We start from the raw sequence: 20,460 nt of genomic DNA, 5'->3' as shown, positions 1-20,460 counted from the left end.
CGGACCGGGCGGCGGGTCCTACTTCGGCTCGAACGCCCCGATGGTCAGCAGGCTGATTTCCGGGTTGCTGCAGGCATCGGTCGGCTGTGGGAGGAACAATGACGCGGTGTCGTTCGGGGGATAGATCCGGTAGCCGGCTGCAGCAACGACCTCGCAGTCGGCGTAGTTCCGGGCCTGGGTGTAGCGCAGCACCGCCGTGCCTGCCTCGCCGGGTGCGAGCAGCACATCCGCCACCGGGCTGGATTCGTCCCGCGTGGCAGCGGCGCCGATCGGCTCGCCGTCGGCGCCGGCGGTCAGGGAGACCCCGGCGAAGCCCTGGAGCAGGCAGGGTTCGGTGCCGGAGTTCGACAGGATGAGCTGCATGTAGACGCTGCCGGCGGCGCCGCCGCCGGAGGCATCGGTCAGGGCCGTCAGGGAGTCGGCTTTGCACAACGCCGGCCCGGCCTGGGTGGAGGCCTGCGACGACGGGGAGGAGGTGGAGCTCGGTGACGCGGACGACTCTGTGGCCGAAGCCGACGCCGAGGCGCTGTCGGTGGGGGACACCGGTCCCGTGGCGGCCTGCGGCGTGCCGCCTCCGCAGCCGCTCAGCAGGAGCGCTGCGGCCACGGTCGCTGTCGCCAGGGACGGGACATGCTTGATTCGCTGAGACCTCATGCGTACACCCTGCGGCCCGCCGCCGCCGTAGTCAACGATGCCACGGCGGCGCGTCCTGATTGATGCCCGGATTGTAATTTCCGGGCATCAATCAGCGGCGGCTACTGCTGCTGAGTCAGCTACTGCTGCGGTGCGCGGCGGCGCAGGAACGCGAGCCCGCCAAGCACCAGACCGCCCACGCCGGCAACCAGGCCGGCCCAACTGCGTGCCTGGGCGCCGTCGTCCGTGACCGATGTGGCCTGAGCCAGGTCATGCGTCGTTGCGGAGGCAGTCCCGGCCGGCGCGCCGGATGCGGCATGCCCGTCCGCAACGGCTTCGGTGACGGTCACCGACGGAGCCGGGGACTTGACGGAGTCATGGTCCTGGCCTTCCTGCGGGATCGTTGCCCAGTCGGTCTGCCCCTGCTCGCAGTTCTGCAGGGTGGGGAAATAGAGCGTCTTCCCCGGGGTGTCGGGCAGCTTTACCGAGAGCACCAGGGCGTCGCGGAAATGGGGATCCAGCGGAGCCTTGGCCGTGTAGACGATCCGGCTGGTCCGTTTGGTGATGGACGAACCGTCGGCCAGCGTTTTCGGTTCGGGCAGTTGCTCCTCGACCCTCTCGACGGTCCAGTTGGGGTTGACCGTGGGCTGCGCGTCGTTGAGTTCGGCGGGCAGTGTGATGGTCACTCTGGTGGTGCCGAAAGTGTCGCAGCCGTGCGGGATCCCGAAGGTCACCAGGGCATATGAGTTGGCGGCGGTTTTGTCCGGGGTGGCGCCGACATGGGCCGAAGCGCCGGACACGCCAGCGAGCATCAGGGCGGCGGTCCCGCCTGCCACGGCAGTGGCGGTCAGGGCGCGGCGGACGGGGGACAGGGTCATTGACTTGTTCAAGAGAGGGTGCCTTTCAGGCGCGGGCCCGGCGTTCAACGCGCGGAAGCCCAAGGGTGGTGAGGTCGCGGCGGCACGGCCAGCCGGGTGGGTCTGGGGAGTCCGCGACCAGGGGAAAAGTCAGGAAAATACGACGGCGGCGGGCGGGCCGCGGCGGCAGTCAGGCCGCTGGTTCCGCCACGGGAGCGGGGCTGCAGGGACCGGTGGGACGGCAACCGCGGGTGCCGCGGCGGCGTCGGTCGATACGGGTGAGGGGAGCTCGATGAGCGGACGAAGCCAGGCAGCGAGCCCCCACAGGGCATCTTCACCCCTGGCGAGGATCAGGGCGCAGGCCAGCGTGGCCGCGGCGTGGCCGGCCAGCATCAGCAGCGCCAACGGCGAATCGAGGCCATGGGCCTGCACCTGCTCGAGCGGGCTTGCCGGGAGGCTGGTTGGGAGGAGTGCCGGGCCGTGGTGCGGCCCGGCAGCGTTGCTCGCGGCACCGGCCACTGTGCCGCCGAGGGCAGTAAAAGCTTCGTGCAGGACGAGCTGGCCGGCCCCGAGCAGGCCCGCAACCGCAGGGAACCCGAGTTTAAGGCGGGTCACCGCGGTGCAGGCCAGGCCGGTCAGGGCCAGGAGGGCCAGGAGGATCATCGGCCCCGGAAGCTGACCGCCGGCCAGGACGTGGGCGCAGGCTGCCAGTGTGAGCGCGACCGTTGCGACCATGCCGGCGCGGAGGGCATGGAAGGGAGTCCGGGCGGGGTGTGTGCGCACGGAATCCTCCCTGCACTTCGTCGATCACGGCGGTTTCCCGTGACTCTACCGGCACGTGAGTGCCGTCCGCTAGTCCGTTTCCGGCCCCGAACAGTAGTGGCAGTCCTCCGGGCAGGACGAGTCCGTGCTCGCATCCCACGCGGCGATTTGTGCCGCGCCCGCTGGTGCGTCAGTGCGCAGCATGGCCGGCTTCTTCCGGACCCGCAACGGCCAGTTCGAAGCCGTCGTCAACATGGAACAACTGCCGGTGGCCGTGGCCGGATACGACCCACACGACGGCGCCGTTGGCGGTGCGGTCGTCCACGCGGCCTGCGTGTTCGAGACGGCCGTTCCTGCGGAGGTGCACGGCGTCGCCGACCTCGACGTCGTCCCAGTGGGCGGTGCTGCCGGCGGGCCGGTTCTGTTGCAAAGTCACGATGGTTCCTGAGGGTCGCGGAGATAAACGCTGATGTGATTCAGCTAACCGCGCGGAGGCCTACCGGCTCAATGGACGAGTGAATGGGGCGGTTAGCTAGCGTTGTGCAGAAGTCCAGCCGTCCCACGGCCGTTCGGTGTGCCGTCCGCTGCGGGTCGGGCGCCGCGTGCCGCGGTGCCGGACAGAACCGACTATCGTCGAATCGACCACTATCTCCATTCGAAGGACCTGGAATGTCTGCACCCGCCCCGAAAAGCCCGTGGTCTGACAGTTTCGGCAGGACTTCCACCCGGGCAGCACAGACCCTGCTGATCCTGGCCCTGGCCTCCGTACTGGTGTTCGCCCTTAGCCAGCTGACGCTCATCGTTATCCCGGTGATCATCGCCCTCATCCTGGCCGCAGCGATCGCCCCGCTGGTGGCGTGGCTCAGGCGCCGCGGCTGGCCGGCCGCCGTCGCCACCGGTGTTTCCTTCCTGGGCATGGTCACGGTTTTCGGTGCCGCAGTCACTGGCATCGTTTTCGCCGTCCAGAGTGAGTGGTCCGCGCTGGTGGAGCAGGCCGGAGCCGGATTCGACCAGTTGTACTCACTGGTCCAGAACGGACCTCTGACGGTCGATGACACGGTTATCCAGGATGCGCGGGACAAGGCTTTGGCGTTCCTGGGCAGCAGCTCCTTCGCCACGGGTGCCATCACCGGGATCGGCGCTGCCGCCTCGTTCATCACCGGGTTCGTGCTCATGGCCGTCGTCCTGTTCTACTTCCTGAAGGACGGGGAGAAAATCTGGGCGTTTGTACTCCGCGCCTTTACGGGCGAACGCCGCGCGAAGGCCGAGCTGGCCGGGGCCCGGGGCCTGCAGCTGCTCGGCGGCTACGTCCGCGGCACGGCTGCCGTCGCAGGAGTCGATGCGGTGGTGATTGGCGCGGCGCTGCTGGTGATGCAGGTGCCCTTGGCCCTGCCGCTGGCGGTCATCACGTTTATCGGCGGGTTCATCCCGCTGGTTGGCGCCACGGCTGCCGGCGCGATCGCGGTGCTGGTGGCCCTGGTCTCCAATGGCCCCGTGGCGGCGTTGATCGTGCTCGCCGTCGTGGTGGGCGTGAACCAGTTGGAGGGCAACTTCCTGCAGCCGGTCCTGATGGGCAACGCGCTGAAGGTCCACGGCCTGGTCATCCTGCTGGCGCTGACCGCCGGAACCATCCTGGCCGGGATCGTGGGCGCGGTCCTGGCGGTGCCGCTGGCCGCCGTCGTCTGGGCCATCATCAAGGTCTGGACGGGTGAGGACCCCGGTGACACGGCGCCCACCCCACACGAGCCGGCCGTGGAGCCCGACACGGCCCACGACGGGGCAACCTGAGCCCGTCGCAAACCCTAAATGGGGACCATTTCCACCCGGAACGATGAGAGGGACTGCCTGATGAGTGAACCGAAGTGGGTCCAGCACGTTATCTGGTGGCAGGTGTATCCCTTGGGCTTCACCGGAGCCGAAGCTGCTGCCGGGTCAGCCCCGCAACCGGTGGTGCACCGCTTGGATCGGCTTGAGGCCTGGCTTGATTACGCGGTGGAACTGGGGGCTTCCGGGCTTGCTCTTGGTCCGGTCTTCGCCTCGGAAACGCACGGGTATGACACCACCGACTACTACCGCATCGACCCGCGGCTGGGCGATGACGGCGACTTCGACGAACTCGTCGCGCAGGCCCACGCCCGTGGCCTGAAAGTACTGCTCGACGGCGTCTTCAACCACGCGGGGCGCAGCTTCGAACCATTCCAGCAGGTCCTTGCCGAAGGTCCGGAGTCGCCCACTGCATCCTGGTTCCGGCTGGACTGGCCGGACACCGAATGGGTGCCCGGCAGCGAACCCGGCTACGAGGACTTCGAAGGCCACCATCACCTGGTCGCGCTGAATCATGATGAACCCCAGGTTGCCGCGTTTGTCACAGACGTCATGAAGCACTGGCTGGGACGTGGCGCGGACGGGTGGCGGCTGGACGCGGCGTATGCCGTGCCGCCCTCGTTCTGGAAACCGGTCCTGGCGGAGGTGCGCAGCGAGTATCCGGAGGCGTATTTCGTGGGGGAGTACATTCACGGCGACTACGCCCACGAAGTGCAGGAAAGCACCCTGGACTCCGTCACCCAGTACGAACTCTGGAAGGCCGTCTGGAGCTCGCTTAACGACGCAAACTTCTACGAACTCGCCGCCGCGCTGGACCGGCACAACGGTTTCCTGGAGTCCTTCACGCCGCTGACTTTCGTGGGCAACCACGACGTCACCCGGCTGGCGAGCCGGCTGGAGAACCCGGACCAGTTGCCGCTTGCGCTGACGGTTCTCCTCACGGTGGGCGGAACGCCGTCGATCTACTACGGCGACGAGCAGGCCTTCCGCGGTATCAAGGAGGACCGGGCCGGGGGAGACGACGCCGTCCGGCCGGCCTTCCCGGAGGCGCCGTCGGAGCTCGCGCAGCTCGGCTGGCCGATTTACCACCTGCACCAGGAACTGATCAGCCTCCGCCGCCGGCACCCGTGGCTGCACACCGCGCGAACCGAGGTGCTCGCGATCAGCAACGAGCACCTCGTCTACGAGACCCGCGGCGACGGCGGTGCGCTCACGGTCGCACTGAACCTCTCGGGTGCCACCGCGGAACTGTCCGTGCCGTCGTCGGCCTCGGCACTGTTGGCAGGCCGGGGCAAGACACTCCCGGACCGTAACGCCGTCAGGCTGGACGGTTACGGCTGGGCAGTGCTCGGAGCCGCCGGTTAGGCAGTGTCCCTCCGGGTGGACGTATCGGCCCGGAGAGTGCCAGATTGATCGGGATAAACTCCGGCTATGACGAGTAACCCGCCGACATTCGCCCGCCGTCTTCGGAACCGCGTAAAGGGTCCGTTGAGTGACGAGAGCGCCGTCAGCCGGATCTCCGCGTATGTGTACGGGAATGTGCTTGTCCTGGCGGCAATCGTCGCCTCCAGTCCTTCCGGGGCCAGCTCCGGGGAAGCCGCGGTCTACATCCTCGGCACGGCATTGACCACGTTCCTGGCGCACGTCCTCGCCCACCATTTCAGTGCCGCCGCCGTCCACGGGAAGGCGGCCCGGCAGGAAGTCCGCGAGGAACTGCGCGACGCCGTCCCCATTCTGACGTCGGGCTACCTGCCGGCTGCCGTCGTTGGCATCGGTGCCCTGATTCACCTGGATGGCCGCATCAGCCTGGCCGTGGCTGCCGCGCTGGTCCTGGGTCGCCTGCTCTTCAGTGGCCTCGTCATCGAACGGCTCAGTGGCAAACCGGCAAGCGCGGGAGCCTTTTGGGGCGGGATCGGCCTGGCAGCGGCTGCTGGCGTCGTCGTCGCGGGAAAGCTTCTCCTCGCACATTAGGGCCGCGGCCACCGGTAGCGTTGGAGGATGACAGCAACGTACCGGTATGACGTGGAGGTCCTGCACTTGCTCGTATCGCCCGCGCACGCCTATTTCGGGCGGGCCAGGGACGGTGCCGCGGACGTTCCCACGCTCGACGCCGACCGCATCGAGCTCGTCGCCGGCAAGGGCGTCGTCGGGGACCGTTTCTTCGGCAAAGCGGCGCACATGGACGCCGCCGTGACCCTGCTCGCCATCGAGGCGCTGGAGGCCATGGCCGCGGAGCTGGGCGCCGGACCCTTTGATCCGCTCCTGCCGCGGCGCAATGTGGTCCTCCGCGGCGCGCAGTTGGCCCCGCTGCTGGGGGAGGAGTTCGCGCTGGAGCAGCGAGGAGCACTGGCATGGTTTCGGGGCGGACGGCCCCGCCCACCCCTGTGTGTGGATGGATAGGGTTCTTGCTCCCGGGGCGCACGCGGCCATGCGCGGCCGCGGCGGCCTGCGGTGCCGGCCGCTCTCCGACGGGGTTCTCCACCGCGGGCCGGCGGTTCTCCTCAGCCCGGTCCCGCTGGAACCGGACCGCGCCGGAGTCCCGGTGGTCCTGCGGCCGGGGCGGCTCCCGTAGGTGGCGTGAGCAAGTGACCGGGCACAGAAAAAGGCCCTTGATTTCCTTTGAAAACAAAGGAAATCAAGGGCCATTCTACTTGGCGGTGACGGTGGGATTTGAACTTTCGCAGAAGCACAGGCGGCAGAGCAAAAACGTTGATCTGACGCGAATTTCGATACTCCCTAAGCACTAAAAATATCTGCTGATCACAATGCATTGCGCTCAAATCGTGCTCACATCAAGCAGTGCCGATTCCCTTGGATTCGATCGTCTGAGTGCTCACCAAATCGTTTGGTGAGCAGGCGACGCCAATATCAACCAATCCGGGGACGGAAATGGTGAGAAGTTGGTGAGGGAATAATCCCTGAGAGTACGACTGGCAGGGCTTTACTCACCACTCACCACCTGCTCACCACTACTCACCAACTAGCGCCCCAAAACCTCACCACACCACCCGAACACCGAAGGTGTGATGAGTGGTGAGCAGGATGAATAGTGACGAGAAAAAAATAGGGACCGATTGCATAGTGGAGCACCAGCTCAGGCAGGAGTTCCCGATAGTGATTTCGTTGGGGGCGGCGAATCCGTACTTAGTCTTGACCGGTCAACTGAACCTGCACAGTCTCTCCGGGTTCGACAACGACCCATCCGGATCGCTCCTTCATGCTGGCGTCTTTGGTGATGAGAACCTCAGGCTCAGCCCTAATGCCCGAGACTATCTGGCCGATGTTCGGCATCTTGAACGGCACACGTGCCACTGAAAACCGGTCGGACACAGATTCTATCTTCATAGTTAGCACAGGCAGTTCCGTCTCTCCCAGCACCTCACCTGGGTTATCAGGATCGGGAATCTCAATCACATCAAAGATAATGACTTGGTCGTCTACGCTGACGCCGATGTCCGCCCCGATGTTGATCGCTACACGCTGGTCACCCAAGACCGTGGCGATTCTTGCATTGACTCGCTTCATATGTTTCTCCTCGCCATCTGTTCATTAAAGTTCTCGCGGTAGAGCACTAGGTCCTCAGGTGGGGTCTCTAAAGTTTTGGCGCGTTCGTACACTGCCCCCCAATAGTCGTCATCCAACGACTCGATAACACGCAAAATCAACATCTCACCGACGGGTTGCTTCTCGACAACTTCAAGCTCGCCAAGGGCTTTCTGAACGAGTTTCGTCTTTGCTCGGAATCTTGATGAGGGGGGCGGTTCGGCGCCATCCGTAAGTGTGGCGTAAATAAGCAACCCACTATCTTGGACGCTGACGGCTCCAACTGCCAGTTGTGCGCGCGACGCTTCTGCTAAAAGACTCCCCAGGATCGAGTCCCGGCCCTTCTCATACGAGGCTTTGACTGCCGCAGGGTGAACCACATTCAAAAGCTCGTCGAGCTGATCCTTTAGCTGGTCACGTTCTTGGGTGACGATAACCATGTCCGTGCTGAGTTTGCGGTGACCACGGATGGCGATGATGGCGTCCGCGAGAAACGGATAAGCGAGTGTGAAAAGCCAAGCGGCTACGACTGCGGCACCCGTCTGGAAAGCGAGCACCGCTTGCTCCTCCGGCGTTCTACCTGCGGCCATGAAGGTGAAGATCGCAGCTCCCAGCGCGATTAGATACACCAGCATCGCACCCTTTGAGCGCCAGAATTCCTTGATTGCGTCCACCCCCACTTTGCTCGAACTTGGCAAGTATATGCGCGGCCCAGTCGGAAAGGTTCAGTGGCTCACTCCTGCGATGAATTCTTGCGGTTGAAGTCGGACGGGAGACCCCTATGTACGGGACGTATTCGGCGGCTCCAAAAAGCACCACGGAGGGCTCTTTACGTACTATTTTTGATTTCCCCAGACTCGTACACAATGTGAGCGCCCGAACGCACCGGGTGGATTTAGCTGCCCAGGGGAGGGGGTGTCGACCCCATGTCGTTGCGTCGGTCATCGTTCAGCATGCACCCGGCAGACGTTCAGGGCACAACGTCAGATGGCAGCGGTCGTCGCATGCGTGATCATGCATCGACGCAATGACGACGGCGTCAGAGCGCAACAGTCGACGCGACACGGTCGGTGAGGCAGAGACGTTCGCGTCATCGACACAAGTTACGGCATCACAGGCACGAGCGTCTTCGCAGGGCCTAAACGCTGCATCGGCTGGACTATTGGTATATGTCGGTCCATTGATGACCGTCCCACCAGCGGGACGCGGAGGGGTTCTGCGGGTCCTTATAGAAGCCGGGAGGTGGTCCTACAGGCTGCGCGGGCGTTTGCGTTGCGGGAGCCTGCTGCACTGTGGGGGCCGGGCCAGCTGATTCAGCACGGTGGAGTGAACGTTGATGGCCGCATGCCCGGCACTTGGGCATAAAGGCGAGGCCAACTTCTGAAAAACCCATAGTCATGAGGGCAGCAGACCCACGCCCAACGTTCCTCGCACCCATGCCGAGGCCAGACCCCATGCACTTTACGCAGTCGCGACAACCTGTAAAGACTTTTTGACGAGCCACCCGTTACCCCCAGAAATTAGTGATTGAAGCGATCATAGAGTGCCCAGCTAGCAAGTATTTGAATCGCCACGTCCTTGTCCCATGCAATCGGTCGTCAGTGAGCGTGTAAGCGAGTCGACTAGCGAAGTGACACATTCATGAACAACGCGATCGTTGGATCGTCAGGGAGCGCTTTACGGACGCCTCAGCAACAGAACGTATCGAGCGTTGTGATCAAGCCGACGGGTATTTCCACACCCACCCGCCGCCACCTGAGGGGTCGTAGGAAACTTCGCCCGTTGGCGACGTCACGTCGAGGAGAACCAACCCGTTGAGCTGTTCACCTTTGCCCATGTAACTGGGGAGAAGCTTGCTTTCGTCAGACAGGCAACCTTGAACGGCGGGCGAGTCGACCTTGTTCATGCGGGTGCCATTCGCCGCATAGCCCTTCCAGTGGTAAGGACTGAAGCTAATCATGCCTTCTTGCCCATCCACGATCAGAGGACCGGAAAAATTGCTGGTTGTGGAGATTTCAAGGTTGATCCCGATGATGGTTCCCGTCGGCTGAGTCGCGTAAGTCGCGTCGCAGGTAATGGGCTGAATCGAGGTGACCTTGAAGGTCATAGTGGGCACATCGGAGTTTGGATCAGTCAACTGCGATGCTGTTTGGCCAATTTCTTTCACGATTTGGCCCCGCGCATTTTCATTACGGCTTGGTGTCGGGGTGGGCGTGGGGGTAGGGCCCTGCGTGGCCGCTGGCGGGACTGAAACAGTTGGTGCCGCTTGTGGAGCCGGAGATGAGCAGGAACTGAGAGCAAGGCCCAGAAAAAGGGCTCCGGCGATTGCGCGAGAAGTATTCATTTTTCCCCCATTTAGAACGACGAGACACGTCATCATAGCGATTCTCGTCCGTAGCTCTGAATCATGAAGTGAGCATCCACCACTAAGCCCCGTTGCCGGGGTGTGGGTTGAAGTTACGGGACGAGCGTCAGGCGGGCGACGCTTTCGTGGTCAAAGGCGAAGAAGCCTTCAAGGGTGGCGTGCGGCGTGGTGATGAACGCGGAGCCATCGTCGTCGATGTCGAGGTCAGCATCAGGGCCAAATGTCGAATGGACGAAGTCGTCGGCGGCGATCAATTGGTCGCGGGTCATGCCTTTGCAGCTTCGGTGGCCTTTTGGCGGCGGCAGGCGGCGCGTGCCTTCTTGCCTTCAGCGCCTGACTTGGCGTGAGTGCAGTCCGTGTGGGCGGTTGGTGCCGGGGCCCTTCTTGGCAGGCGCTGCTTTCGCGGGCTTCTTGACCGGTGCCTTACGGGTCCCGTTGGCCTCTGCTTCGAGTTCGGCGATGGCGTCGGCAACTTCGTCGGCAGGGGCCTGCGAATCCTGTGCAATCGGTTCAGCGGCGGCGGCTTCGTTGGCGATTGCCTCGGACGGCACTCCGACCATGTCGCCGGACAGCTTGATGGCGGGAGTAGCCGGCTTGCGGTTAGCGGGGGTGCGACGTGCGGTCATGTTGATCAATCCTTAGTTTGTCGTTTCGTCGTTCCTGGCGGATCGACGAGATGACATTAAGAGACTTTCGTCCACAGTCCCAAGGACGACTATGCGTGTGTGCCTGCCTTCTTGATCAGGTACCCGGCCATCGAAGAGCAAGTGACGAGGAAATAGGTTGCCAGTGCTTCGTCCACTTCACCGTGCTTGATACTCCCGTGGCGTATGCCGCCTTCGTCGTTGACGTACCCGTAAATCTTCAGCCAGCCATCCACCAAGGCGTGATGACTCGGAACGCCGTTGGCCTCCAACTTTTTCAGTGCCTCTCCAAGTGTCTTGGCTCCCGTGAGGTGGCGAGCGACGGCTTCGACCGCGCTGATCGACTCCTTGACCACATTCAAGTGATGGGGATCTTGCCGATTCGAAAGCAAGGAAAGCGCATTGAGCAAGTGTTTGCGTGCGCCGCCGTGTGGCTCAAGCAGCTCCAGAGCGGTCTCGATTGCCTCGACCTCAGCCCCCTCGGTAACCTGAATAATCTCACCGTTTACTACCCGGTAGCCCACGAGGTACTTCTCGAAGACTAAGTTGAGCAGATCGGACAAGTCTGTCCCGTCGTGTTCCAGGCATAACTCTATGACATCGAAGGCCTGGGCCATTGTCCCCTCAACGATCGATGCTTTGACCTCGTGCATGAACTCTTTGGCTGATGTGCTGTGGAGATCATCGAAAGATCTACTCCATTCGACCCAAAGGGCCGAGACGAACGCGTCGCGCTTTTCAAGATATGCGTAGTGGTCATAGGAGTCCATCTTGAGTGCGTAGACGACGTTCCAGATGTGGATGCGTGTTTCGGCATCCAGATCATCGACCTGGAGGACCGTGCGGGGCGCAACGATGCCGTTGCGAACTGAGAAGCGTGGCATTAGTCGCTCTCCCCCTGAGCGAAGGGGGTGTAGCCACTGAGGTCGGCAGCAATCTTCGCGTTGAGTTCGTAAAGCCGGTCGACGACTTCTGCTCGATCGTCGAGGACCGAGGTGGGCCAGTCGTAAGAACGACACACAGATTCGTCGAGGCGCTTATGAGCCGCCCGAAGATCGGTGAAAGCTCCCTCGTCCATAGCGTTGTAGACGGCTGTCAGGCCCGCTTGCTTTTTCCCCTGCGCGACCAGCTTGTCGCAAGCCTTCGTCCGCTCAGTGCCGATGTCACGAGCCGCCTGCTCGATCTTGTCTCGCTGCGCGCTAGCGAGGTCGGGCAACGGGAAGGTAATAAGTGCCGTCTTTGACGTGTAGCGCAACCTGTCTTCAAGCGTCGAACTTTGTTCCCTGGCCCACGTTTCATGAATGGATGAGGATAAGATCCCCATAGTCCAGTCATCTTCCCGCGCAATTGCAACGACAAGGTTGCTTGGGCACCAAGATGTATCTGCCCAAGAGAGAAGAAGGCGCTTGCCGGTGATGCCCACTGCGATGTACCTCTCCGATCCCTCCATCGCGTCGCGCATGGCGGGTACGGCCTCTCCAAAACGCCACCAGCGTTCTCGTCGACTCTCTCGGTTGTTTTGGTCACGCACAGGCTTGACTCGCTCTCGCACAATCGACAGGGCGGCTGGATAGGCCATTGCGTCTTCAAGTTCAAGCATGCCGAAGTCGATGATCCATCGACTTGGCTCTTGATTCGGACTGTTGGCTATGTCGCGGCCCACTAAATACTGACGCACCACTCGTCCATAGTCAGCATCTGTTCGTAGCAGCAGCGTGTGAGCTTCGGCATTATCAAGAACAAAGCCATCCCCTGCGGGCTTGCATCCCTCGAACGCTACGCCCCGATTGCCTGGGAGTGGTAAGGCACGTCTGGATCCGACTCCCGCTTGCAGAAAGTTGTTGATGCCAGCCACTTCGCGGCGGTCGAGCACGTAGCTTGTGGGTTGGGCGAGCGGATTCTTCACCCAGTTCACCAGCGACACATCGACGGCCGCCTCACCAGACCAGTCCTGAGACCTGACTGCGTCCGTTATGACTGCGCCGTTAGCGAAGATGTAATCAAGCCCGGCATGGCGAGAGATGTTTTGAGTGATGGAGTTCGTGGCGACGAGTCCGGCCCTCTGCCCATTTTTCAGGTGGTCGTTTGCTTTTCTGAACCAGTAAACGCAGAGATCAGCGATGCCTGCTTTGAAGGTACTTTCAAGGAATTTCAAGTAGTCGGCGCCGTTGTACTCCCTGATCCTTGAATAGCCGATGAAGGGCGGATTGCCGATTATGGCGTCGACCTCCGGCCATTCCGCTTTAAGAGCGTCTGCTTCGATGATGGTGTCGAGATTATGCAGCGGCAGCGGATCGTCGCCCTGAACATTCATCTCGCGAGCCATCTGCGCGTGGCCCATCCAGATGGTGAGTCGGGCGATTTGCACTGCGAACGGTTCAATCTCGATCCCGTACAAATTCTCGATCGGGTAGAACTCAAGATGCATCGAGACGGGCTTGCCCTTGGCATGCTTTAGGTCGTCAATGCGGTCCTTGAGATAGTGCTCGAGGCGGCGTATCTCCCGGTAGGCAACGTAGAGGAAGTTTCCTGAGCCACAGGCCGGGTCAAGGACCTTGAATTGGCATAGCTCCTTGAGTAGTGCTTCGAGCTTCTTGTAGTCCTCGGTGCCGTCAATCTTCTCGCGCCAAGGCTTCAAGATCGTCGGTTCGACGATCTGCATGATGTCTTGCTCGTGGGTGTAGTGAGCCCCGAACTGACGGCGGCGATCGCCCAGGCATTCCTCAAAGAGTGATCCGAAGATCGTGGGGTTGACGTAGCGCCAGTCGTATTTTGCGGCCTGTACGAGCAAGTCGAGATCGAAGCTGTTCAGGGGCACATAAGGGACCGATTCAAGTAGACCGCCGTTGACGTAGGGGAGCCCTTCGAGGAACCCCTCACTGCGATCGATTGCATTACGGGAGTTCATTGCGGCGAGGAACGACTGGACCTCGCGCCCAGGGATTCGCTGCTTCGCTCCGCGTGCATCCAGCGAGAGATCCCTCAACAGGTTGGCGAAACGATTGGCCGGAATAAGGCCCAAATCCTCGGCAAATAGCGTCCACGTTGATTGGATGATGAACCGACGGAGATCGTCGTCCTTTAGCCCGTATTCCTCGCGGTCGTGGAAGCGCTCGTACAAGCGGTTGAATAGTCCGATCATGTCCGCGCTGGCACCGACAGTGATCTTCTGGCCTGGTCCACCGTACGTGGGAACTCGTCCGCGACCCATCAGGAAGGCTAGTGAGTCGACGAAGTCTGGCAGCTGCTCCAGCGTGAACACGTCTCTGGGCGCGTTGGGGAACCTGCCCGGCTCCCACACCTCGAAACGGTCGAAGGAACACAGCACCGTGAACGGGGGAGCGGCTACCTCATCGGTCGCGCAGTACTTCCAATACCGGAGCATCTGAGGGCGGTGCTCTGCGAGACGTACAGATTCCTTCGGGCCCTTCATTTCAACGAGAACGACCTCAGGCCAGTAGAAGTCGATAAAGCCGTGGCGCTGGCCTTCGTCAAGAGGAAGGTGAGATTCGTGGCTGGCGTCAAGGGTTCTCGGGTCTTCAACTCCGGTGTAGGCCTGCACCAGTTGATTCACGAATGTCTGTGCTCCGGCACGTTCTGTTCCCGAATAGCCGGACCAACTGGCCACAAAAGTCTTCAGCGATTCAACGATCTCGTTACGCGTGCGGTGCATCAGTTCCCCATCTAAGTTGCAAGTACAACTGATTCAACCATGGAGGACGGACAGCAACCGCTTGCTGTTGCTAGTGGGCCAAGCTGAAAGTGAGCCTCTTGTCCCACGCAGACTCGTCTACGCTCGCGGTTGTGGGAGTCACGTCCTTCGGTACGTCGAAGAAGATATTGCCGGAGGCGGACAAGCCAGGATTGATGTAGTCCAGAAATCCGGTCGTATCGTCGCCCTCGATGGCTTTGATATTGACCCAGGAATCGGTGCTGTATTCGATGTCCCCCATGATCAGGGTCATGTCGTCGAAGTCCAGGCGCTCTTCCTTCTTGGAAATGTTCTTGACGGAAACGGACACCCGGCAGAAGTGGCCCTTGGCGTTTTCGCGCAGAATCTCGCCCCTGCCGATTGTCGGGATTCCACAGGTGAAGTCCGTGATCGTGTACTCGAACCGTTCAGACGCGGCCGGGGTGCCTAGCGGGACTGCCGGCGAACCTGACGAGGCGGATGCTTCCGTTGCCTGCGTTTCAGACGGAGCAGATGTTCCATCCTTCTTGTTAGCGGTGCCGAGGTAGGCGACAGCGCCGAGGACTATCAGAGCGATGAAAATGCCTTTCATGCTTACGGTCTGTTTCTTCTCCTGCTGAAAATCCATATTCGTCCCCCAAGAACCCGTTTTGAATGTTCGGCGATCTTATCCGCGCGTTCCGGCGTTTGCAGACAGCGCGCCGATAGCCCGCAGCCGCTCCCGCAGTCTGGTCCGTCTGGCTGCTCTCCGAGCGAGAATCATCCGACGCATGGCTGGATCATTTCGAGCGCTCGCCATTTCCCCAACTGTGAAGCCCGGGTCTTGGTTCAGATACTCAAGCTCAGGCGGGAACTCCCAACTCCCTTCGTCCTCGGCTTCTTGAAGGACCGGAACCACGCTGACACCTCGCCGCTGTCGTTGGCGCACGCGCTTTGCCGCCCTGCGGCATGTCTCCCGCGAGCAGGTCACGGACTGGCTGAGGTTGAGGACGTCGCCGCAGAACTGGCACCTCATGATGAGCCATTCCCGAAGCGCCCATCACATGCAATCGATTTCATGCAGCGACGATAGGAGATGAGCGAGAGATGCGGCATCTTGGGGACCTAAACGCCCAGGCGCCTCCCTAAGCGTCCACGAATCGTTCGATGATCAACAACAGGCGAGAGCATACGCTGGCGTCTACTGGATCAGCTACAGGCGCTGTCGGAGCGTTCCCGTTCGTGATGATCGATTGCATAGATGTGAAGGCGGCTATCCACCACGAAACCCCGTGCCGGGTGAGCGGCACGGGGTATCGCGGTTTATAGACGGCTACTGTCGCATGGCATCCGCTGCCGAACTCGCCCAGGTGGACGGCTTTGCGCGGCGGACATCCGGCTGACCTGTTGCAGAGTTCGTGTACGGGACGATCGGTCGGGCTCCGGTCACCGCGAAGAAATCATCTCGTCCGGCCTCCTGTGCTGCATATTTTTTGTAGTCAGTCTCGACAACAGCGAGGTTCGCCGCCTTGTAGGCAGCGATGACCTGGGCGGGGGTCGGCACCCATGGTTCAGCTTCTGTCGCAAGCCACACGAGGTAGTCCCACGGGTTGGCGGGGTTCCCGTTGCTGTCCACGCTCGGGATGGCGGCGTTACTGTGCTTGAACGGCGCAGTTCCACCGTCACCAAGCCAAACGTCGAAGTTCCTGACGCCTTCGAGCTGGTCATGGGCTGCACGGTGGGACGTTGACCGGTCGCGTTTGCTCAGCCAGAAGTCCATCCGCTCCAGCGAGTTCTGGACATGACCGACGGCAAGAATCTTGAAGCTATCCCCGGCGCCCAGGCCGGGGACGGTGAGACTGTGCTGGACAGTTCGGATTTCTTTGTAGCGGGAGAGCAGTTCGTCCCGGGTCCTCCACGCGGCTAGAACGTTCGGATCATCGGCTGTCAGGACCTGTTCAGCCGTTCGGAAGTTGCCGAGGATTTCATTGATGGCCCGCACGTCGTCTATCAGTGTGGCGAGCTCGGCGCGGAGGTAGCCGAGCGCGGTATCGGAGTTGTCCCGGATCAGATCGCGCTTCCGCTCCTGGACGGCTTTCAGCGCATCCTTGAGCATCTGTGCGCGGGTTCCTGCGTTCAGTCTTTCGGACCTGATTTCTTCGTTGCGGAAATGCGGCTCCTGGGGGAAGTCCTGCCCGGCGAGTGCGGCTTCGACGAAGTCCGTCGTAGAGATCGGGGCGTCGGGCTTGATGCGTCGGTTCCTCGTGATCTCTTCGTTGATACGCTTCTCGGCCTTGGTGTGGTCATCGAAGCCGGGGATGTGGGCGAAGGCTTTGGTGGTGATGGTCATGATTACTGTTCCTTCTTCTTGGGGTACATGGATTCGTAGAGGTCGCGTCCCTTTTGGACGCCACCATCAGACTTTTGTTGCCTAGCTGGCTGGCGGCGCTCGGCGCTGGCCTTCTTCTCGAACGTGCCGTCGCGGTAGGCGGCCATTGCTTCTTGGACGTTCATTTACTGCTCCTTTTGTAGGGTGATTCGTTGGTCAGAATTAGGGGTGCCAAGTTCCAGCAGCGGAAGAGGAACGAGCGCATGGCCAAGGGCTTGAGCCAGATGGACAAGAAGCTGATAGAGGCTGACCTGAGGTATCCGTCGTCGTCCATCAGCACGAGATCGAGCATGTGCCAGTCGAGGTCGACCCGGCCCAGGATTGCGATGTCGCCACGCTTCACAGATCGCCAGTCTGTGTGCTCGGGGAGAATGTGAAACATGTCGGCGGTGAAGTAGAGGTTTCCGATCAACAAGCCCAATTCGCGTTCCCCGGGCACGTCGTAAGTTTCGACCGGAGCCTCACGCCATGCAGGCCCCGGTACCGGCAGTCGCAGTTCGTATCTGTTCTTCGGGCGGGTGAAATCAACGTCTACGAGGGTCATCGCGCACCGTCCGTAAGGATCAGCTGGGCGAGAACGCGGGGGCGGAGGTTGTACCGGCAGCGGACGACATGTCCGTCCTTGAGGCCGAGGACCTCGTGGGAGTCGTTAAACCTCACCCAGGCAATGGATTCATCGACTCGAGGTTCTATGTCGATCTGGCCGTACACGCCAGACGACAGCGGGACGTTACCCAACGTGCCTGTCACGAGGCCTTTGATGAGCGGCGTCAGAGTCACAGGCGCGACTTCTGCGCCCTTTACGACGGTGACGCGTGAGCGTCGCCCTGGGTGCTCGTAGGGGATCGGTTGCTCATTCATGATTGGTTCCTTTCGGGGACAGATTGCTTTTTGGGTAGATGGGTGGCGTGGGGTGATCAGGCGGTAAGTGCACGCCCGGCTTCGGTGATCCGATAGCGGGATGCTTTGGTGCGGTTTTCTGGTGTATGGGCCTTTGCTTCAGTGACGTGGCCGGAATCGACCAGCTTCACCAAGTGACGGGTAGTGGTCGACGGCGCTAAGGGTTTACCCCCTTTGTCTACGGGCGACTGGCAGATGGCCTTGAGTCCAAGCCATCCATTGGCGCCCGTCAAGGCGTCAAGCACCGACCTCATGGTCTTGGGCATATCATCGGACGGGTTCACGATTTCGGAGCCTCCCGACGGGCATTCAAGTCTGTAGTGAAGCCTGCCGGGTTCGGTCGAGTCGAAGACGGCAACAGCGATTGCGGCAGTCTGGTCAGAGGACCGGAAATCAGTCGAGTGGCTTCGAACGAGGCCCTCGCGGTCCTTGCCAATCCGTATGTCGACTTTCCCGATGACGCCTACACCAAGCGGATGGGACATCTTGACCGTGAACGCTGCACCGGTCAGAAACGACATCTTCATCTGAGCGCCGATGGCAAACCGGCCCCGCCCATCGGAACTCTTGGTTACGTGGTCGATTAGGAGTACTGCGGCGCCCGTCTCAGACGCGAGTTTCAGCGGCAGCTTGCGACCCCATTTCATAGTGTCGCCGTTGTCCATTGAGTTGAGCCCATACACGTCAAATGCGGCTGTGACTCCGTCAATCACAATCAGGTCGTAGGGCCGGGACAGGTGGCGACTGAAGGCCTCCTTTTCAGCTTCCCCGACAGTGTCAGGATCAACTTCCGGGCGGACGTACCGAAGTTTCTTTAGCAGCGTCCTGGGGTCCACACCCATGCTCAGGAAGCGACCGACGACGGAGACCGCATCGGATTCGAAGTCCAAGTAGAGGACTGTTCCTCCGGCGTTTATGGTCCGCAATGATTCAGCCTGAGCTATCAGGGACTTAGCAGACTCTGATTCGCCATGGAAAGAGTGGACCTTGCCAGGGTAGAGGAGATGAATGCCGTCGGACCGCCGCATGAACTTAGGGATCGTGGGCTTGCGTGTCCCGTTTAGGATGTCGCCCAGAGGTTCTGCGGTCCACGATGGGCGAAGGGTCTCAGCCACGTTGGCCACCGAACACAGATGCGATGGTCTTTTCGATTTCAAAGTCGCCGAGGCCGATCATACGAGCCTCGTTGCGGATGGCACGGAGGGCGCTGCGCTGCTTGGCTGCGGGCATCTCGGCGGCACGACACAGAGACCAGTGGAGAACATCGTTGCGTGTGCCCTGCTGAGCGTTGGCAAGCGTCATGGTGAGCCCGCCGATGGAATGTGCCTGAGTGCCGGTTACACCGTCTGTACGGGCACGCCTTGGCTCTGTCGCCACGAGCATGTCAGCGAGCCATTCGGGCAGTTCGAGAGGCGGCACTTTGAGCAGCACCTTGTAGCCGGGAGTGGGTGGTGCGTTGACGAAGCCGCCCACACCGCGGACATCCAGATTGGGTGCAAGCTTGCTGGCGCTGTTCCTGATGACAACCCCATCGATTGCATAGAAGTAGAAGTGATGGCCACGCGGGGTCGTCACCGCGTACGAGCTGAGACGTCGCGTCCCTTCGTGGTTCTCCCACAGATCGGCGAACGCCTTCAGGGCCTCTGGTGTATCGGGGTCGATGACAACGATGCCGTTATGTTCGCAGTCGATTCCGAATCCTTCGCCGGGACGAAGTTTGATCTTGCTTGCCGGTGTGAGGTCCGTCGTCCGCCATGACGGCACTGTGGGAATCTTGTTCCGGGTGATGAATCCCAGAGGGTCTAGCTTCAGACGACCTGACGCGCCTGTTGTCCTACGGTTATTTGGTGACGCTTTCAACGGTCACACTTTCCTTTCGGGAGGTTCGCTGATGGGCCGGGCATCTTGTCGTTTCAGGTGGGGTGCCCGGTTTTTCGGCAAGTTAGTGGGACTTAGCTCCGAGGCGGATATCAGTCCGCTGAAACCGCCGGGACACTTCGTAAGCTTCGATGTCCTGAAGTTCATAGCGGACACGGCCTCCAATTTTCGTGAACACAGGCCCAGTTCCCTGGTATCGCATCGTGGCCAGGTTTTGCGCTGCAATGCCCCACCGTTCGGCAACCGCAGGGGCTGTTAAGAAAGTCTTGTCTGACACGACTGCTCCATCTTTGATACGTTGTACTTGCATAGTTTGAAATACAGGTATATTCAAACATTGAAAATAAATTGTGGCAAACATGGAGAGCTGATGGCGGGCAAAGAGATTACTGAAGGCGCAACCGGTCTGGTTGTTAGAGAGAACATCAAGCGCATCCGGGAATCTCGGGACATGTCCTGGGCGCAAATGTCCCGGTTTCTAGAGCGAGCGGGCCGACCAATCGCAGCCCTGGGTCTGCGGCGAATCGAAGATGGCAGCAGGCGCGTGGATGTAGATGACCTAATGGCTATCGCCGTCGTTCTGGACGTGGCCCCGAATGATCTGCTGCTACCGCAAGCATCAGCGGGAACGGTCAACGTGACTGGCGTGGTCGGCCGCGATGCTGAGCACCTTTGGGCGTGGGCAGAAGGCCGACTTCAACTCGACTCGGACGAGCCTTGGGCCGGCTTCCGGTCGCGTAGAACGGACGACCGGCCCGCTGCCGAAGTTCGTCTTGTTTTGTCCAAGGAAGATTTCACAGTCGCGATTCGGGAGGCGTTGCGCGATGACTAGCAGTGACCGGTACAGATTCCGTCAGTGCATCCGACGGACGATTGCATTGTTGGGCGGGCATGATCACCCACGCGTGCGTGTGCGATTCGCAGCAGAGCCGGTGACATGACATGGCGACGATCTCGAAAGACGAAGCACGAGGCACGTACACGGTCCGGTATCG

23 protein-coding genes and 1 pseudogene are annotated in these 20,460 nt (G+C 61.2%); 5 read left to right on the top strand and 19 right to left on the bottom strand.

Annotation, left to right across the window (positions count from 1 at the left end; all coding sequences use genetic code 11):
* Positions 1-18: 18 nt before the first annotated feature.
* The 4 genes from KY499_RS09820 to KY499_RS09805 form a co-directional block, all read right to left on the bottom strand.
* A complete protein-coding gene (locus KY499_RS09820) occupies positions 19-654 on the bottom strand; it encodes a DUF4232 domain-containing protein (protein WP_219885320.1) in 636 nt (211 codons plus the stop codon).
* 119 nt (positions 655-773) lie between these two features.
* Positions 774-1,511 (bottom strand): YcnI family protein, encoded by a 738-nt coding sequence (locus tag KY499_RS09815; protein ID WP_219886977.1) that lies wholly within the window; start codon positions 1,509-1,511, stop codon positions 774-776.
* Positions 1,512-1,640: 129 nt separating this feature from the next.
* Positions 1,641-2,273, bottom strand: a complete 633-nt coding sequence (locus tag KY499_RS09810; protein ID WP_123256772.1) for a hypothetical protein — start codon at positions 2,271-2,273, stop codon at positions 1,641-1,643.
* Positions 2,274-2,442: 169 nt separating this feature from the next.
* Positions 2,443-2,688, bottom strand: coding sequence for a hypothetical protein (locus KY499_RS09805; RefSeq protein ID WP_219885319.1), 246 nt, complete (start codon positions 2,686-2,688; stop codon positions 2,443-2,445).
* Between the two features lie 233 nt (positions 2,689-2,921).
* Between KY499_RS09805 and KY499_RS09800 the strand changes: the two genes are divergently transcribed.
* From KY499_RS09800 to KY499_RS09785, 4 genes and pseudogenes are all read left to right on the top strand, one after another.
* A complete protein-coding gene (locus KY499_RS09800) occupies positions 2,922-4,040 on the top strand; it encodes an AI-2E family transporter (RefSeq protein WP_219885318.1) in 1,119 nt (372 codons plus the stop codon).
* 60 nt (positions 4,041-4,100) lie between these two features.
* Complete coding sequence (locus KY499_RS09795; protein WP_219885317.1) at positions 4,101-5,441, top strand: alpha-amylase family glycosyl hydrolase; 1,341 nt, start codon at positions 4,101-4,103, stop codon at positions 5,439-5,441.
* Between the two features lie 66 nt (positions 5,442-5,507).
* Positions 5,508-6,047, top strand: coding sequence for a hypothetical protein (locus tag KY499_RS09790; RefSeq protein ID WP_148045254.1), 540 nt, complete (start codon positions 5,508-5,510; stop codon positions 6,045-6,047).
* A gap of 27 nt (positions 6,048-6,074) precedes the next feature.
* Positions 6,075-6,648: pseudogene (locus KY499_RS09785) on the top strand (MOSC domain-containing protein).
* A 572-nt stretch (positions 6,649-7,220) separates the two neighbouring features.
* On the opposite strand, the gene KY499_RS09780 reads toward KY499_RS09785, so the two are convergent.
* From KY499_RS09780 to KY499_RS09710, 15 genes are all read right to left on the bottom strand, one after another.
* Complete coding sequence (locus KY499_RS09780) at positions 7,221-7,601, bottom strand: hypothetical protein (RefSeq protein ID WP_219885316.1); 381 nt, start codon at positions 7,599-7,601, stop codon at positions 7,221-7,223.
* The gene (locus KY499_RS09775) at positions 7,598-8,293 is read right to left on the bottom strand and encodes a hypothetical protein (RefSeq protein WP_219885315.1); all 696 of its coding nucleotides are present in this window, start codon (positions 8,291-8,293) and stop codon (positions 7,598-7,600) included. Before KY499_RS09775 ends, KY499_RS09780 begins: the two co-directional genes overlap by 4 nt.
* Before the next feature lie 485 nt (positions 8,294-8,778).
* A complete protein-coding gene (locus tag KY499_RS18775; protein WP_375141144.1) occupies positions 8,779-8,982 on the bottom strand; it encodes a DUF2510 domain-containing protein in 204 nt (67 codons plus the stop codon).
* 354 nt (positions 8,983-9,336) lie between these two features.
* Positions 9,337-9,786, bottom strand: a complete 450-nt coding sequence (locus KY499_RS09765) for a hypothetical protein (RefSeq protein ID WP_219885313.1) — start codon at positions 9,784-9,786, stop codon at positions 9,337-9,339.
* Between the two features lie 290 nt (positions 9,787-10,076).
* Entirely contained in the window at positions 10,077-10,253 is a 177-nt protein-coding gene (locus KY499_RS09760; protein ID WP_219885312.1) for a hypothetical protein, read from the bottom strand.
* A gap of 57 nt (positions 10,254-10,310) precedes the next feature.
* Positions 10,311-10,610, bottom strand: coding sequence for a hypothetical protein (locus KY499_RS09755; RefSeq protein ID WP_219885311.1), 300 nt, complete (start codon positions 10,608-10,610; stop codon positions 10,311-10,313).
* An 89-nt stretch (positions 10,611-10,699) separates the two neighbouring features.
* Entirely contained in the window at positions 10,700-11,512 is an 813-nt protein-coding gene (locus KY499_RS09750; protein ID WP_219885310.1) for an AbiJ-NTD4 domain-containing protein, read from the bottom strand.
* Positions 11,512-14,301: a DNA methyltransferase gene (locus tag KY499_RS09745; protein ID WP_219885309.1), complete on the bottom strand. Its 2,790-nt coding sequence runs from the start codon at positions 14,299-14,301 to the stop codon at positions 11,512-11,514. Before KY499_RS09745 ends, KY499_RS09750 begins: the two co-directional genes overlap by 1 nt.
* Before the next feature lie 70 nt (positions 14,302-14,371).
* The gene (locus tag KY499_RS09740; RefSeq protein WP_219885308.1) at positions 14,372-14,911 is read right to left on the bottom strand and encodes a DUF4352 domain-containing protein; all 540 of its coding nucleotides are present in this window, start codon (positions 14,909-14,911) and stop codon (positions 14,372-14,374) included.
* Positions 14,912-15,631: 720 nt separating this feature from the next.
* A complete protein-coding gene (locus tag KY499_RS09735) occupies positions 15,632-16,648 on the bottom strand; it encodes a hypothetical protein (RefSeq protein WP_219885307.1) in 1,017 nt (338 codons plus the stop codon).
* 2 nt (positions 16,649-16,650) lie between these two features.
* Complete coding sequence (locus KY499_RS09730) at positions 16,651-16,812, bottom strand: hypothetical protein (protein WP_219885306.1); 162 nt, start codon at positions 16,810-16,812, stop codon at positions 16,651-16,653.
* Entirely contained in the window at positions 16,809-17,231 is a 423-nt protein-coding gene (locus KY499_RS09725; RefSeq protein ID WP_219885305.1) for a hypothetical protein, read from the bottom strand. Before KY499_RS09725 ends, KY499_RS09730 begins: the two co-directional genes overlap by 4 nt.
* On the bottom strand, positions 17,228-17,548 hold the full coding sequence (locus tag KY499_RS09720; protein ID WP_219885304.1) for a hypothetical protein: 321 nt from the start codon (positions 17,546-17,548) through the stop codon (positions 17,228-17,230). Before KY499_RS09720 ends, KY499_RS09725 begins: the two co-directional genes overlap by 4 nt.
* 56 nt (positions 17,549-17,604) lie before the next feature.
* Complete coding sequence (locus KY499_RS09715) at positions 17,605-18,702, bottom strand: AAA family ATPase (protein ID WP_219885303.1); 1,098 nt, start codon at positions 18,700-18,702, stop codon at positions 17,605-17,607.
* On the bottom strand, positions 18,695-19,351 hold the full coding sequence (locus tag KY499_RS09710) for a bifunctional DNA primase/polymerase (RefSeq protein WP_219885302.1): 657 nt from the start codon (positions 19,349-19,351) through the stop codon (positions 18,695-18,697). Before KY499_RS09710 ends, KY499_RS09715 begins: the two co-directional genes overlap by 8 nt.
* Positions 19,352-19,835: 484 nt before the next feature.
* On the opposite strand from KY499_RS09710, the gene KY499_RS09705 reads away from it, so the two are divergent.
* Positions 19,836-20,297: a helix-turn-helix domain-containing protein gene (locus tag KY499_RS09705; RefSeq protein ID WP_219885301.1), complete on the top strand. Its 462-nt coding sequence runs from the start codon at positions 19,836-19,838 to the stop codon at positions 20,295-20,297.
* Positions 20,298-20,460 lie beyond the last annotated feature (163 nt).

The sequence above is a fragment of the Arthrobacter sp. PAMC25284 genome (assembly GCF_019443425.1).
Lineage (GTDB): Bacteria > Actinomycetota > Actinomycetes > Actinomycetales > Micrococcaceae > Arthrobacter > Arthrobacter oryzae_A.
This window is presented reverse-complemented; position numbering and strand designations above follow the sequence as displayed.

Coding starts and splice junctions, on each gene's coding strand:
- KY499_RS09750 (WP_219885310.1), bottom strand. CDS start 11,512: ATGCCACGCTTCTCAGTTCGCAACGGCATCGTTGCGCCCCGCACGGTC.
- KY499_RS09735 (WP_219885307.1), bottom strand. CDS start 16,648: ATGACCATCACCACCAAAGCCTTCGCCCACATCCCCGGCTTCGATGAC.
- KY499_RS09705 (WP_219885301.1), top strand. CDS start 19,836: ATGGCGGGCAAAGAGATTACTGAAGGCGCAACCGGTCTGGTTGTTAGA.
- KY499_RS09820 (WP_219885320.1), bottom strand. CDS start 654: ATGAGGTCTCAGCGAATCAAGCATGTCCCGTCCCTGGCGACAGCGACC.
- KY499_RS09740 (WP_219885308.1), bottom strand. CDS start 14,911: ATGAAAGGCATTTTCATCGCTCTGATAGTCCTCGGCGCTGTCGCCTAC.
- KY499_RS09755 (WP_219885311.1), bottom strand. CDS start 10,610: ATGACCGCACGTCGCACCCCCGCTAACCGCAAGCCGGCTACTCCCGCC.
- KY499_RS09790 (WP_148045254.1), top strand. CDS start 5,508: ATGACGAGTAACCCGCCGACATTCGCCCGCCGTCTTCGGAACCGCGTA.
- KY499_RS09795 (WP_219885317.1), top strand. CDS start 4,101: ATGAGTGAACCGAAGTGGGTCCAGCACGTTATCTGGTGGCAGGTGTAT.
- KY499_RS09800 (WP_219885318.1), top strand. CDS start 2,922: ATGTCTGCACCCGCCCCGAAAAGCCCGTGGTCTGACAGTTTCGGCAGG.
- KY499_RS09815 (WP_219886977.1), bottom strand. CDS start 1,511: ATGACCCTGTCCCCCGTCCGCCGCGCCCTGACCGCCACTGCCGTGGCA.
- KY499_RS09730 (WP_219885306.1), bottom strand. CDS start 16,812: ATGAACGTCCAAGAAGCAATGGCCGCCTACCGCGACGGCACGTTCGAG.
- KY499_RS09720 (WP_219885304.1), bottom strand. CDS start 17,548: ATGAATGAGCAACCGATCCCCTACGAGCACCCAGGGCGACGCTCACGC.
- KY499_RS09780 (WP_219885316.1), bottom strand. CDS start 7,601: ATGAAGCGAGTCAATGCAAGAATCGCCACGGTCTTGGGTGACCAGCGT.
- KY499_RS09745 (WP_219885309.1), bottom strand. CDS start 14,301: ATGCACCGCACGCGTAACGAGATCGTTGAATCGCTGAAGACTTTTGTG.
- KY499_RS09725 (WP_219885305.1), bottom strand. CDS start 17,231: ATGACCCTCGTAGACGTTGATTTCACCCGCCCGAAGAACAGATACGAA.
- KY499_RS18775 (WP_375141144.1), bottom strand. CDS start 8,982: ATGCCCAAGTGCCGGGCATGCGGCCATCAACGTTCACTCCACCGTGCT.
- KY499_RS09760 (WP_219885312.1), bottom strand. CDS start 10,253: ATGACCCGCGACCAATTGATCGCCGCCGACGACTTCGTCCATTCGACA.